Origin of the sequence: Burkholderia sp. MSMB1459WGS (assembly GCF_001534535.1) — a bacterium.
Classification (GTDB): Bacteria; Pseudomonadota; Gammaproteobacteria; order Burkholderiales; family Burkholderiaceae; genus Burkholderia.
In genome coordinates this window covers 128,068-141,007 of the sequence record NZ_LPMU01000003.1, presented here as the reverse complement: position 1 = coordinate 141,007, position 12,940 = coordinate 128,068, and the positions used below count along the sequence as shown (strand labels likewise).

The following is a 12,940-nucleotide window of genomic DNA, read 5'->3' as shown; positions in this document are numbered from 1 at the left end:
TACCCTCCGCCGCGGGTTTGCCGTCGTGCGGTCACGCCGTCATGCGAACGGTACGGCCTCGAAGCCGGCCGCGAGCGCATCGACGATCCGGTCGAGCTGTTCGCGCTGGATCACGAGCGGCGGCGACAGGATGATCTTCGTGCCGACCGGACGCACCAGCACGCCGTTTTCGCGCGCGACTTCCGCGACCGCGTTCGCATAGCCCGACAACGGATCGATCGGCTCGCGCGTGTCCTTGTTCGCGACGAGATCGAGTGCGAGCATCAGCCCCTTGCCGCGCGCCTCGCCGACTGCCGCGAAGCGCTCCGCGAACGGCTGCAGCGCTTCGAGCAGGTACGCGCCCTGCTTCGCCGCGTTCGCCGGCAGATCTTCCTTCACGACGATGTCGAGGCTCGCGATCGCGGCCGCGCATGCAACCGGGTGGCCGGCGTACGTGTAACCGTGCATGATCGCCCCGCCGAAATCGGCATTCGCGGCGAACGCATCCTCGATCCGCGCGTTCACGACCGTCGCGCCAAGCGGCACGTAGCCCGACGAAATCCCCTTCGCGAGGCACATGATGTCCGGGCGCACACCCCAGCCGCGGCTGCCGAACAGGCTGCCGCTGCGGCCGAAGCCCGTCACGACTTCGTCGGCGATCAGCAGCACGCCGTAGCGGTCGCACACCTCGCGCACCAGCGGCCAGTAATTGGCCGGCGGCACGATCACGCCGCCCGCGCCCTGGATCGGCTCCGCGATGAACGCGGCGACGGTGTCCGGGCTCTGGAACTGGATCTCGCGCTCGAGCATTTCCGCGCAGATCCGGCCGAGTTCGTCCGGGTCCTGCGTGAACGGGTTGCGGTACGGCCACGGCGTCTCGACGTGGAAGCAGCCGGGCAGGTTCGGTTCGTAGTTGCGGCGAAACACCGTGTTGCCGTTCACCGACGCGCCGCCGAAATGCGTGCCGTGATAGCCCTGCTTCAGCGAGATGAACTTCGTGCGATCGGCCTGGCCGCGCACCTTCCAGTACTGGCGGGCGATCTTCAGCGCGGTCTCGATCGAATCGGAGCCGCCCGAGCTGTACAGCACGCGGCGCATCCCTTCCGGTTCGAGCATGTCGATCAGCTTCTTCGACAGCTCCTCGGCCCGCGGATGCGAAATACCGTCGAACAGCTGGAAGTATTCGAGCTCGTCGAGCTGACGCACGATCGCGTCCTTCACTTCCTGGCGGTTGTGGCCGACGTTCACGTTCCACAGGCCCGCGACGCCGTCGACGAGCTTGCGCCCCTCCTCGTCGAACACGTAGCAGCCGTCGCCGCGCACGATACGGATCGGCTTGCGCTGTTTCATTTCGTTCGGGTGCAGCATCGGATGCCAGAATTTCGCTTCGTTGTAGCTCATTGCAGTCTCCATGGTCGGATCGGTTGAATCGGTTCGTTCGGATTCGTTCGGGTTCGAGCGCCGCGCGTCAGTGCGCGATGCAGACGGATTTGGTTTCGGTGAAGCCTTCGATCGCGTACTGGCCGAATTCGCGGCCGATGCCCGATTGCTTGTAGCCGCCGAACGGCATCGACGGATCGAGCGGGATATGGCAGTTCACCCACACGGTGCCGGCCTCGATCTGCGGCACCAGGTGCATCACGCGTTTCAGGTCGTTGCTCCAGATGCTCGCGGCGAGGCCGTACGGCGACGCGTTCGCGAGGCGCACCGCGTCGGCCGCGTCGTCGAACGGCACGACGACGATCACCGGGCCGAATACCTCGTCGCGCACGATCGCGCTGTCCGGATGCGGATCGGCAATCACGGCCGGCTTCACGTAATAGCCGGGCAGATCGTCGGCCGGCGTGCCGCCCGCGAGGAACGTGAGGCCCGCGCGGCGCGCGCCTTCGATGTGCTCGACGACCTTGTCGCGATGGTGCGCGGAGACCAGCGGGTTGATCTGCGCGGTGGTGTCGAGGCCCGCGCCGAGCTTCATCGACTGCGCGACGCCCGCGAGGCCCTCCGCGAGCGGCGCGAACTTGCTGCGATGCACGTAGATGCGCGACGCGGCCGCGCATACCTGCCCCTGGTTGAAGAACGCGCCGGCGGCCACGCCGTCGAGCGCCTGCGCGACGTCGACGTCGTCGAGCATCACGATCGGGTTCTTGCCGCCGAGTTCGAGCGAGAAGCGCGTCATGTTCTGCACGGCCGCCGCGCCGACCAGCTTGCCGGTCGCGGTCGACCCGGTGAACGAGATCTTCGCGATCGACGGATGGCTCGCGAGCGCCGCACCGCAGACGCGCCCGCCCGTGACCACGTTGAACACGCCGGGCGGCACGCCGGCGTCAAGCGCGAGTTCGGCCAGGCGCAGCGCGGTGAGCGGCGTTTCCGGCGACGGCTTCAGCACGATCGTGCAGCCGGCCGCGAGCGCGGGAATCAGCTTCCACACCGCGATCATCAGCGGGAAATTCCACGGCACGATCGCGGCGACCACGCCCACGGGCTCCTTGCGCGTATAGGCCGTATAGCGCGCGCCGGGCGGGAACGGGATCGACACGTCGAGCGTCTGGCCGGTGATCTTGGTCGCCCAGCCGGCCATGTAGCGCACGTATTCGACGCTCGCGCCGACCTCGATCGCGCGCGACACGTGAATCGACTTGCCCTGGTTCAGCGTTTCGAGTTGCGCGAGCGTTTCGGCGTCGGCTTCGATCAGGTCTGCGAGTTTCAGCAGGATGCGTTCGCGGTCGGCCGGCCGCAGCCCGCTCCAGACGCGCGCGTCGAATGCGTGTTTCGCGCTCGCGACCGCGCGGTCGACGTCGTGTGCGTCCGCATCGGCGACGGTCGCGAGCCGCTCGCCCGTGGCCGGGTCGTACACGTTGAGCCGCGCGACCGCGTGCGCGGGCTGCATTGCACCGTCGATGAAGAGGCCGAAATCGCGCGCGACGAAGGTGCGCACGGTGTCGCTGACGGCGACGAAGTTCGTGTTGCTCATGGGCGTCTCGTTGATGGTCGTGGCTGGATCGCGTGCCGGTGAGGCACGCGTGCGTCGGACCACTGTATCGACGGGGAATCGCGCCCGGTGAGCGCAAATTGGCAGCGCGTGGGACGCCGGGAGGGGCAAGTTCGTCCCTGCGGCGACGCACGGGCGGAGCGGAGCCGTAACCCGGCTCGATATCGCCGCGGGCAGGGCTGCCCGCGCGCGGAACGATTACAGGAATAGCGCCCCGACCAGCTCGGTGCGGTTCGATACGCCGAGCTTGCGGTACATGCGCATCAGGTGCGTCTTGATCGTCGGTTGCCCGAGCGCGAGATCGCGTGCGATCTCCTTGTTCGAGCGGCCGTCGCGCACGAGCCGCGCGATCTGCTCCTCGCGGTAGGTCAGGCGTTCTTCGCAGCCGATCCGGCGGATGCCGCGCCGCGCGCGCAGCAGCGGGCTCAGCGCGGCTTCGGCGAGCGGCTGCAGCCGCGCGAGCGCGTCGATCTCGCCCGGTGCGAACCGGCCGGAGCTGCCGCTGCCGCTGCCGTTCGCGTCGCCAATGCCGAAGCGCAGCAGCGAGAATGCGCCCACCGTCCGGCCCGCATCGCGCAGCCAGATCTCGACGACGTCGGCCACGTCGTGGCGCCGCAGAAAACGGGTCCAGTACGCGGAGGCATCACGTCGCTCGTCGGGCAGTTGGGACGCGAGTGTGACGACCGCGCATTCGCCCGCCGCGCAGCGCGACGGATGGAGCGGATCGAGCATCCGGTAGCGGGCAACATAGGTGCGATGCATCGATTCCGGCATCCCGAACAGCTCGAAATCGGCCGGCTCGCCGCTCCGGTCGAGCCGGTAGAACACGATCGCCGACGGGCTCGCGAACGCGTCGAACGCATCCACGCACGCGCCCAGCGCGCGTTGCCAGTCGGCGCGGGCGTGGTCGGGGGAAACGGACAAGATGGGCATGGGAAATCGGCCGGCAGGCGAACGCATCGAATCTCGACGGTCGGGCCAGCCTACCGGCGCCGAAAAGCGCCGGTGAGCACAAATCGGCAAATCGTCCCGGCCCGGCCGCGGCGGCCGGTTCAACCGGGACGATATCGGCGCGCGACGGTGCGCGCGCGTCGTTTCAGCGTGCGTTCGCGGCGAACGTGTCGCAGGCGCTCACCTCACCCGACTCCATCCCGCGCCGCAGCCAGTACACGCGCTGCTCGCTGGTGCCGTGCGTGAAGCTTTCGGGCACGACGTAGCCCTGCCCTTGCTGCTGCAGCCGGTCGTCGCCGATCGCCGCGGCGGCCTTCAGCCCCTGCTCGAAATCGCCCGGCTCCATCAGCCGCTGGTTCGCGCGCTGCGCGTTGTTCGCCCACACGCCGGCAAAGCAGTCGGCCTGCAGCTCCATGCGCACCGACAGCGCATTCGCGCGCGCCTGGCTCGACCGCCGGCGCGCGGCGTCGACCTTGTCGGCGATGCCGAGCAGGTTCTGCACGTGATGGCCGACTTCGTGCGCGATCACATAGGCCTGCGCGAAATCGCCGCCCGCGCCGAAACGCTTGCGCAGCTCGTCGTAGAAGCCGAGATCGATATACACGTTGCGGTCGCCCGGGCAGTAGAACGGCCCCATCGCGGTCTGGCCGGTGCCGCACGCGGTCGGCGTCGAGTTCGTGAACATCACGAGCTTCGGCGGTTCGTACTGCGCGTGCAGTTGCGTGTTGAACACGCCCGTCCACGTGCGTTCGATATTGCCGAGCACCTTGCGCGTGAACACCGCGCCGGGATCGTTGGCCGGTGCGCCCTGGTGCTGGGTCGGCGCGGGCTGCGCCTGCTGCTGGCGGCCCTGCAGCGCCGACGCGCCTTCGAGCACGACGCGCGGGTCGATGCCGAAGAAATACGATGCGGCGAGCGCAACCACGATCGTGCCGATGCCGATCGTCGCGCGCCCGCCGCCGAACCCGCCGGCGCCGCGTCGATCCTCGACGTTGACGCTTTCTCTTTCGTCGTCCAGCCTCATTGCCGGCCCCTCCCTGTTCTTTTGTCGATGGTCCGGCCGCGCCAGCGCGCAACCGGGCGATACGCCGTGGCGGCACGAGCCGTCGGCGGACGCGATACCTGTGCCGCGGACGCCCGCTCGCGCCGATTCCGCCTGCCGCCCGATTCGTACGACGGAACCGGCCGACCGACGCGCCGCGCCACTGCGCGCGCACGCCCGCGCTATTTTGCCGGGCTTTCGCGGCTTATCGCAAAAATGTGGAGGATAGAGCGATTCGGCGGCGAACATCGTCAGCCTTTGCAAAATGCGCGACGGCCGCCGCGCCCGGCCGTCCGGACAGCCCGCATTCATCCTTTCGGCGGATACCGGGGCGCGCCCGCGCCGCATAAAGTGGCCGGACCGCCCCTTTTCCGGAGAACGACATGACGCAACCGCCCGCCCGCACGATCGCGATCACCGGCGCAGGCACCGGCATCGGCGCCGCGTGCGCGCGCCGCTTCGCCCGTCGCGGCGACCGCGTCGTGCTGATCGGGCGCCGCCAGGCCCCCCTCGACGCGCTGGCTGCCGAAACGGGCGGCCTCGCGCTCGCGGGCGACGCCGCCGGCACCGCCGACTGGGCCGGCTTCCTGCCGCGCATCGCCGAGCGCTTCGGCCGCGTCGATGCGCTCGTCGCATGCGCAGGCGGCCACGGTGTCGGCCGTGCTGACGAAACCGACGACGCGCAGTGGCGCGACGCGATGCGCGCGAACCTCGACACCGCATTCGTCAGCGCGCGCGCGTGCCTGCCCGACCTGATCGCGCAGCGCGGCAATATCGTGCTGGTCGCGTCGATCGCGGCGCTCGCGGCCGGGCCGGGCGTATGCGGCTACACGGTCGGCAAGCACGCGCTGCTCGGGCTGGCGCGATCGCTCGCACGCGACTACGGCCCGCACGGCGTGCGGGCGAACGCCGTCTGCCCAGGCTGGGTCCGCACGCCGATGGCCGATGCGGAAATGGCACCGCTGATGGCCGCGCACGGCGATTCGCTCGACGAGGCGTACGCCCGCGTCAGCGCCGACGTGCCGCTGCGGCGCGCGGCCGAACCCGACGAGATCGCGGCCGTCTGCGCATTCCTGGCGTCGCCGGACGCATCGTTCGTGACCGGCGCGACGCTCGTCGCGGACGGGGGCGCGACGAGCGTCGACGTGCCGACGCTCGCGTTCGACCGGCTTTGACGCCACCGGAAGGCGTCGCACGCGCCGGCCCGCGCCCGAATCCATTAACATCGTCCGGATCCGCCGCCTGGCGCGGCACCGCCTCACCGTTCGGAATGCGATGAACATCCGGTTTCTGGAAACCTTCGTCTGGCTCGCGAAGCTGGAAAACTTCCGGCTCACGGCCGAGAAACTGCACACGACGCAGGCCGCCGTGTCGAGCCGCATCGCATCGCTCGAGGAGGCGTTCGACGTGCGCCTGTTCGACCGCAACACGCGCTCGGCCACGCTCACTCCCGCGGGCCGGCGCATGCTGGCCTACGCGGAGCGGATCGTGCGGCTCGACGGCGAAATGCGGCGCGACATCGACGCGGCGAGCGATGCGGGCCTGATCCGGATCGGCGTGATCGAATCGATCGTGCACAGCTGGTTCCCCGCGCTGATGGCGCAACTGCGCGAGCGCTATCCGCGCCTCGACGTCGAGATCACCAGCGACACGACGCTGCATCTGATCCGGCTGCTCAGCACCGACGGCGTCGACCTGATTCTGCAGACCGACCCGGTGCCGGGGCCGGACTTCACGAACCTGCCGCTGTGCGAATTCCCGGTGCGCTGGGCCGCGAGCCCGCGCCTCGGGCTCGGCGGCCAGCCGCTCGACGTCGCGCGCCTGGCCGGGTTTCCGATCATCAGCTTCTCACGCCACTCGGGGCCGCACGCGACGATCGAGCGGCTGTTCGCAGCCGTCGAACGGCCGGCCAGCATCAACTGCATCACGTCGGTCGCCGCGATGATCCGCCTCGTCGCGGACGGCTTCGGCGTGGCCGCGCTGCCGCCCGCGATCATCGGGCGCGAACTGCACGAAGGCACGCTCGAACTGCTCGACGTCGAGCCCGAGTTCCCGGCGCTGCCGCTCGTCGCGACGTACCGCAGCCAGGGGCTGCCGGTCGCCGCGCGCATCGCGGAACTCGCGAGCGAAGTCGCGCGCCCGACGGCTGCCGCCGCGAACCTCGCGAAGCCGGCCGCCCCCGATCGCGTCGACGCAGCGCCCACGCGCAAGGCAACCGGGACGAAGACGAACACGTCGGCGAAAACGAAGCGCACGGCGAAGGCCGCATCGCCTGCCACACCCGCCGCGAAACGCCGCCCGCGCCGCTCATAAGAAAACCTGTTCACCGCGAATTTGTTTTCTTGTTGGACGGGCGCGGCCCGCCTTCGGGACACTGAGGTTCCTGACACCCCCGTCACGAGGACCCACGCGATGACCCGCCTTTCCCTTCCGCACGGCCAGCTTTGCGTCTGGACAGATATCGACCCCACGCACGAAGCCGATTTCAACGCGTGGTACGACCGCGAGCACATGCAGGAGCGTGTCGCGATTCCCGGCTTCACGCATGCGCGACGGTTTCGGGCGACCGACGGCGGCCCGCGCCGATACCTCGCGCTGTACGTGACGGACGCGCTCGACGTGTTCCGCGGCGACGCGTACCGGCGCGCGTTCACGCAGCAGACCGCGTGGTCGCTGGCGAACTTCGAGCGCATGACGGGCACGCAGCGGCGCGTCGGCGAGCTGACGATCGAGGCCGGTGACGGCGAAGGCGCGCATCTCGCGCTGTTCGTGTTGCCGCCGGACCGCATCGACGTGCCGCACCTGCGCGAGCGCTTCGACGCCGCGCTGCACGAACCGGGCATCCACGCCGCGCGGCTCTTCCGCACGTCGCCGGACCTGTCCGCGCCGATCGGCGCCGCGGCGGCCGCCCGCCCGGCCGCCGATGCGCTCGTGCTGATCGAAGGCAGCGACGCGGCGGCCACGCGGCGCGTGGCGGCGACGCTCGCCGGGCACGACGACGTGCGCACCTTCGACCTGCTGTGGCGCGCCGCCGCGCCGCTGCCTGCCCGGCGACGCGACACCGGAGCCGACGCGGCCGCCGCTGCCGCCCTGCCTGCCTGAACGCTCGACGCCGACGCCCACGCCGGCCCCGCGCTTCATCCCGTCATCCGTCACGACCTGCCCGATACCATGAGCACTCTCGTCCAGCCCGCCGCCCACGCGCCCCGCCGTGTCCGCAACAGCCGACTCGCGACCGCGAGCATGATCGGCACGTCGCTCGAGTGGTACGACTTCACGATCTACAACACGCTCGCCGCGCTCGTTTTCAACCATCTGTTCTTTCCGTCGGTCGATCCGCTGGCCGGCACGATCCTCGCGTTCTCGACCTATGCGGTCGGCTACGTGTCGCGTCCGCTCGGCGGCTTCGTGTTCGGCAACCTCGGCGACCGCATCGGCCGCCGCGCGGTGCTGATGCTCACGCTCGTGCTGATGGGCGTGACGACCGCGCTGATGGGCGCGCTGCCGACCTACGCGCAGGCCGGCATCCTGAGCCCGATCCTGCTCGTCGCGCTGCGTTTCGTGCAGGGCGTCGCGCTCGGCGGCGAATGGGCCGGCGCGGTGCTGCTCTCGGTCGAGCACGGCGACCAGAAACGGCGCGGGCTGTCCGCCTCGTGGACACAGATCGGCCCGTCGTTCGGCACGCTGCTCGGCACCGGCTGCATCGCGCTCGTCACACTGTCCACCACGTCCGACACGTTCCTGTCGTGGGGCTGGCGCCTGCCGTTCGCGGCCAGCGCGCTGCTCGTCGTGTTCGGATTCTGGCTGCGGCGCGGCGTCGACGAAACGCCGCAGTTCGAGCAGCTCGCCGAATCGCACGCGACCGCCGACGTGCCCGTCGCCGACGTGCTGAAGTACCACTGGAAACGCCTGCTGATCGCGGGCGGCTCGCGGATCGGCTCGGACGTGCTGTATGCGCTGATCGTCGTGTTCACGCTGACCTACGTGACGACCGTGCTGCACCTGTCACGCCCTGTCGCGCTGACGGCCGTGATGATCGGCACGGCCTGCAACGCGCTCGCGGTGCCGTTCTTCGGTGCGCTGTCGGACCGCTTCGGCCGCCGGCCCGTGTATCTCGCCGGCGCGCTCGCCGGCATCGTGTGGGCGTTCGCGTTCTTCGCGCTGCTCGATTCGGCCCGCCCCGCGGCGATCGTCGCGGCCGTCGCGATCGGCCTCGTGATCCATGCGGTGATGTACGGCCCGCAAGGCGCGTTCGTGACCGAACAGTTCCCGACGCGCGTGCGCTATGCCGGCGCGTCGCTCGCGTACACGCTCGCCGGCATCGTCGGCGGCGGCTTCGCGCCGCTCGTGATCGCCACGTTGTTCCGGCAGACGGGCACGACGACGGCCGTGTCGCTGTACGTCGCCGCCGCGCTCGTCGTCACGTCGATCGCACTCGTCGCCGCGCGCGAGACCGCGCACCGGCCGCTCGAGGATTGAGCGCAGCCGCCAGCCGATTCATTCCTTCGCACTTCAAACGGATAGCCGCATGCCAACCCTGTCGTTCAACGTGATTTCCCCGCAAGGCACGCCAGCCGCCGTCGACGCCGACGTCGAACGCGTCGTGATCGCCGGCTGGGCCGGCCGCGACCCGGCCGCGATCCGCGCGCACATCGATGAACTCGCGGCGCTCGGCGTCGCACCGCCGTCGACCACGCCGTGCTTCTATCGCGTGTCGTCCGCGCTGCTCACGCAGGCGCCGTCGATCGGCGTGCTCGGCGCGCGCTCGGGCGGCGAAATCGAATGCGTGCTGGTCGACAGCCCGGCCGGCACGCTGGTCACGGTCGGCTCCGATCACACGGATCGCGAAGTCGAAGCGTACGGCGTCGCCGTGTCGAAGCAGGTGTGCGCGAAGCCGCTCGGCCGCGACGCTTGGCGTTATGCGGATGTCGCCGATCACTGGGATACGCTCGAGATGCGTTCGTGGCTGATTGCGCGCGATGGCGAACGGGTGGCGTACCAGCACGGCGCGGTCAGCGGCCTGCTCGCGCCCGACGTGCTGTGGCAGCGGTTCGACGATCGCCGCACGATGCCCGCACGCTGCGCGATGTACGGCGGCACGGTCGCCGTGCACGGCGCGATCGCGGCGATGGACGACGGCGACGCATTCGAGATGGAGTTGCACGATCCGGTGCTCGGACGCAGCTTGCGACACCTGTATGCAGTCGAGGTGTTGCCGGTCGTGGCGTAACGGCGAGCGGAACATCGCACGGAACACGGGCACGACGGTGTTCAGTCGACGCGCCCGTTCCTACCTGTACGACTCGAAGCAGTGGTAGTCCGGAAAGTTGAACTGCGAATTGCCGCAGTACAGCACACCGGCCAGGTTCGCACACCCGCTCAGTGCGAACACGATTGCCCCCGCAACCGACATTTTCCATCCGCAATACCCCATCGCGCCCCCGTTCTCGCCTTATCGGTACTGACCGACATGATGCGCATCGGACGCACGCGGGTATGTGGAGAATTGTGGCCCCGTGCGTTCTCCGGTTCGCCGTGACGCGTTTCCGTGCGCGGGCGCAGCCCGGGCTGCCCGCCCGTGCTCACCCGAGACACCCGAGCCCCGCCAGCGTCGCCTCCACCGCGGTATCGAGCGGCGTCACCGGCTCGCGGCCGAGCACCGCGGTCACGCGCGCGTTGTCCATCCGGACCGGTTCGCGCCACAGGTAACGCATCTCGAGCAATTCGCGCAGCGTCGTGACGAACGGCGCGGCTACCCACACGAGCCACCACGGGAAATCGCGCAGCGCCGGCCTCATGCCGTGCCGCTGCGCGACGCGTTGCACGGCCTGCGCCATCTGCATGCCGTCTTCATCCCAATGCCCGCCCAGATGAAATCGCGCGAACGGCTCCAGCGTCTCGCGCCGCTCGATCAGCTCGACCATCACGCGGGCCACGTCCGGCACATACGACCACTGATGGCCGACGCCGCGGCTCGGCACGCGGATGGCCGCGACGGGCCGCCCGGGCTTGACCAACCCCTGGGAAAACCAGCTGTTGCCGAGCTGCGGCCCGAAGAAATCGCCGGCGCGCACGACGATTGCCCGCACGCCGCGCGTGCTGGCGTCCTGCAGCCGCCGCTCCAGCTCGACGCGGATCGCGCCCTTGCGGGTCGCCGGATGCTGCGGCGCATCTTCCCGCAGCACCGGAAACGCATCGGCGCCGAAGTTGTAGACCGTGCCCGGCAGCACGACGGTCGCCTGCGCGGCCCGGGCCGCCGCGATCGTGTTGTCGATCATCGGCAACACCTGCGTGGCCCAGTTCCGGTATCCGGGCGGGTTCACCGCATGCACGATCACGCTGCAACCGCGTGCGGCGCGCACCACCGCATCGCGATCCAGCGCGTCGCCGCGCACCCACGCGATGCCGTCGCGCTCCACGGCCTCGGCAGCGAGCCCGCGCTTGAGCGCACGCACCTGCCAGCCCGCATCGCGCAACTGCCGCGCGACTTCCCCGCCGATTCCGCCGCTCGCGCCGAGCACGAGTGCCAGCCGTTGCGTCCCGCCTGCGTTCTTCGCCATTGCCGCTCCCCTTGAATGAAACCATCACGACACGCATTCTGGCGCGCAGCCGGCTATCAAGGAATTGCCTAACCCGACAGATCGGCTATACATTTATGCATGACCACCGATCTGAACTGGGAACGCTACCGCACCTTCCTCGCGGTGCTGACGGAAGGCTCGCTGTCCGGCGCGGCGCGCGCGCTCGGCATCACGCAGCCGACGGCCGGCCGCCATGTCGCGGCGCTCGAAGCGGCGTTCGGCCAGACGCTGTTCACGCGCTCGCCGTCTGGCCTGCTGCCGACCGAGGCCGCGCTCGCGCTGCGCGGCCATGCGGAGGCGCTGCGCAGCGCGGCGGCCGCGTTCGAGCGTGCGGCGGCCAGCCACGGCGCCGGCGTGCGCGGCATCGTGCGGATTTCGGCCAGCGACGTGATCGCCGTCGAGGTGCTGCCGCCGATGCTCGCGCAATTGCGGCGCGACCATCCGGGGCTCGTGATCGAACTGGTGCCGACCGACCGCATCCAGGACGTGCTGAAGCGCGAGGCCGATATCGCGGTCCGGATGGCGCCGCCCGCGCAGGATGCGCTCGTCGCGCGGCGCGTCGGCGAAATCGAGGTCGGGCTGTATGCGCGCGACGATTACCTGGCGCACCACGGCGCGCCCGCGACGATCGACGCGCTCGCGCATCACGCGCTGATCGGCTTCGATACGGTCACGCCGTTCATCCGCTCCGCGGGGCGCGGCATGCCGATGTGGAAGCGCGACGCGTTCGCGCTGCGCACCGACAGCAACCTCGCACAGCTTGCGATGATCCGCGCCGGCTACGGGATCGGCTTCTGCCAGACGGCGCTCGCGAAACGCGACGCGCGGCTCGTGCGCGTGCTGCCGGACGGGCCCGCGATGCGGCTGGAAACCTGGGTCGTGATGCACGAAGACCTGCGGACGAGCCCGCGCTGCCGGGCCGTGTTCGATGCACTGGCCAACGGGTTGCGTGCGTATGCGGACGCGGACGATGAAGTCGCCGAGTAGAAAGCGGCGTGCGTGAATCGCGCGAGCCGCGTCATTCGTGGGTTTTCCCGGCGAACAGGATGTCGGCGATGCGCCGCCACGGGTTGTCGGGCATGGCATAGCAGCCCAACCCCTCCTCCGACGCCTCGGCCCAGTCGATCATCGCTTCCAGGTATTCGCCGATCGAACGGTTTTCCCAGCCGAGCGCCGCGTGGGCATACGGCGACAGCGGCGCATCGGCCTCGAGCTGCCGCTCCGTGCGCCAGTCATGGCAGAGCACCCGCAGGAAGTGGACCAGCGAGCGCTCGTCGACCACGCGCTCCAGCGCATGCTCCAGCTTCGCGGCCATCTGGTTCTTCAGTTCGTCGTCGTTCATGCCCGTAGCCCCCTGGCGCGCCCGTCGGTGACGCGCCGCCGCGCGACGCGCGGCAT

At 69.9% G+C, this 12,940-nt stretch carries 12 protein-coding genes; 6 read left to right on the top strand and 6 right to left on the bottom strand.

The features are described 5' to 3' along the window. Nucleotides 1–39: 39 nt before the first annotated feature. The 4 genes from WT97_RS01440 to WT97_RS01425 form a co-directional block, all read right to left on the bottom strand. Nucleotides 40–1,380, bottom strand: a complete 1,341-nt coding sequence (locus WT97_RS01440) for an aspartate aminotransferase family protein (RefSeq protein ID WP_059502710.1) — start codon at nt 1,378–1,380, stop codon at nt 40–42. A 67-nt stretch (nt 1,381–1,447) separates the two neighbouring features. After that, nucleotides 1,448–2,950, bottom strand: a complete 1,503-nt coding sequence (locus tag WT97_RS01435; RefSeq protein WP_060352674.1) for an aldehyde dehydrogenase family protein — start codon at nt 2,948–2,950, stop codon at nt 1,448–1,450. Between the two features lie 216 nt (nt 2,951–3,166). Next, on the bottom strand, nt 3,167–3,901 hold the full coding sequence (locus tag WT97_RS01430; RefSeq protein WP_060352673.1) for a helix-turn-helix transcriptional regulator: 735 nt from the start codon (nt 3,899–3,901) through the stop codon (nt 3,167–3,169). A gap of 163 nt (nt 3,902–4,064) precedes the next feature. Next, nucleotides 4,065–4,943, bottom strand: coding sequence for a neutral zinc metallopeptidase (locus WT97_RS01425; RefSeq protein ID WP_059502704.1), 879 nt, complete (start codon nt 4,941–4,943; stop codon nt 4,065–4,067). 401 nt (nt 4,944–5,344) lie between these two features. Here WT97_RS01425 and WT97_RS01420 point away from each other — a divergent pair, with 401 nt between their 5' ends. From WT97_RS01420 to WT97_RS01400, 5 genes are all read left to right on the top strand, one after another. Continuing rightward, entirely contained in the window at nt 5,345–6,136 is a 792-nt protein-coding gene (locus WT97_RS01420) for an SDR family NAD(P)-dependent oxidoreductase (protein WP_059789124.1), read from the top strand. A 100-nt stretch (nt 6,137–6,236) separates the two neighbouring features. Continuing rightward, the gene (locus WT97_RS01415; RefSeq protein WP_060352672.1) at nt 6,237–7,274 is read left to right on the top strand and encodes a LysR family transcriptional regulator; all 1,038 of its coding nucleotides are present in this window, start codon (nt 6,237–6,239) and stop codon (nt 7,272–7,274) included. Nucleotides 7,275–7,373: 99 nt separating this feature from the next. Next, on the top strand, nt 7,374–8,063 hold the full coding sequence (locus WT97_RS01410; RefSeq protein WP_059502700.1) for a DUF4286 family protein: 690 nt from the start codon (nt 7,374–7,376) through the stop codon (nt 8,061–8,063). Between the two features lie 69 nt (nt 8,064–8,132). Further along, nucleotides 8,133–9,440 carry an MFS transporter gene (locus tag WT97_RS01405; protein WP_373557127.1) on the top strand — a complete coding sequence of 436 codons (1,308 nt, stop codon included), beginning with the start codon at nt 8,133–8,135 and terminating at the stop codon, nt 9,438–9,440. Nucleotides 9,441–9,489: 49 nt separating this feature from the next. Then, entirely contained in the window at nt 9,490–10,191 is a 702-nt protein-coding gene (locus tag WT97_RS01400; RefSeq protein WP_060352671.1) for a DUF2848 domain-containing protein, read from the top strand. Nucleotides 10,192–10,543: 352 nt separating this feature from the next. Here the strand turns inward: WT97_RS01400 and WT97_RS01395 are convergent, their stop codons facing one another. Next, a complete protein-coding gene (locus tag WT97_RS01395) occupies nt 10,544–11,521 on the bottom strand; it encodes an NAD-dependent epimerase/dehydratase family protein (protein ID WP_060352670.1) in 978 nt (325 codons plus the stop codon). A 99-nt stretch (nt 11,522–11,620) separates the two neighbouring features. On the opposite strand from WT97_RS01395, the gene WT97_RS01390 reads away from it, so the two are divergent. Further along, nucleotides 11,621–12,529, top strand: a complete 909-nt coding sequence (locus tag WT97_RS01390; protein ID WP_059502694.1) for a LysR family transcriptional regulator — start codon at nt 11,621–11,623, stop codon at nt 12,527–12,529. 31 nt (nt 12,530–12,560) lie between these two features. Here the strand turns inward: WT97_RS01390 and WT97_RS01385 are convergent, their stop codons facing one another. Then, a complete protein-coding gene (locus WT97_RS01385; protein WP_059502692.1) occupies nt 12,561–12,884 on the bottom strand; it encodes a hypothetical protein in 324 nt (107 codons plus the stop codon). Nucleotides 12,885–12,940 lie beyond the last annotated feature (56 nt).

Excerpts from the sequence above, each read along its gene's own strand:
- WT97_RS01395 (WP_060352670.1), bottom strand. The coding sequence starts at position 11,521 with ATGGCGAAGAACGCAGGCGGGACGCAACGGCTGGCACTCGTGCTCGGC.
- WT97_RS01435 (WP_060352674.1), bottom strand. The coding sequence starts at position 2,950 with ATGAGCAACACGAACTTCGTCGCCGTCAGCGACACCGTGCGCACCTTC.
- WT97_RS01410 (WP_059502700.1), top strand. The coding sequence starts at position 7,374 with ATGACCCGCCTTTCCCTTCCGCACGGCCAGCTTTGCGTCTGGACAGAT.
- WT97_RS01390 (WP_059502694.1), top strand. The coding sequence starts at position 11,621 with ATGACCACCGATCTGAACTGGGAACGCTACCGCACCTTCCTCGCGGTG.
- WT97_RS01385 (WP_059502692.1), bottom strand. The coding sequence starts at position 12,884 with ATGAACGACGACGAACTGAAGAACCAGATGGCCGCGAAGCTGGAGCAT.
- WT97_RS01430 (WP_060352673.1), bottom strand. The coding sequence starts at position 3,901 with ATGCCCATCTTGTCCGTTTCCCCCGACCACGCCCGCGCCGACTGGCAA.
- WT97_RS01405 (WP_373557127.1), top strand. The coding sequence starts at position 8,133 with ATGAGCACTCTCGTCCAGCCCGCCGCCCACGCGCCCCGCCGTGTCCGC.
- WT97_RS01425 (WP_059502704.1), bottom strand. The coding sequence starts at position 4,943 with ATGAGGCTGGACGACGAAAGAGAAAGCGTCAACGTCGAGGATCGACGC.
- WT97_RS01415 (WP_060352672.1), top strand. The coding sequence starts at position 6,237 with ATGAACATCCGGTTTCTGGAAACCTTCGTCTGGCTCGCGAAGCTGGAA.
- WT97_RS01440 (WP_059502710.1), bottom strand. The coding sequence starts at position 1,380 with ATGAGCTACAACGAAGCGAAATTCTGGCATCCGATGCTGCACCCGAAC.
- WT97_RS01400 (WP_060352671.1), top strand. The coding sequence starts at position 9,490 with ATGCCAACCCTGTCGTTCAACGTGATTTCCCCGCAAGGCACGCCAGCC.
- WT97_RS01420 (WP_059789124.1), top strand. The coding sequence starts at position 5,345 with ATGACGCAACCGCCCGCCCGCACGATCGCGATCACCGGCGCAGGCACC.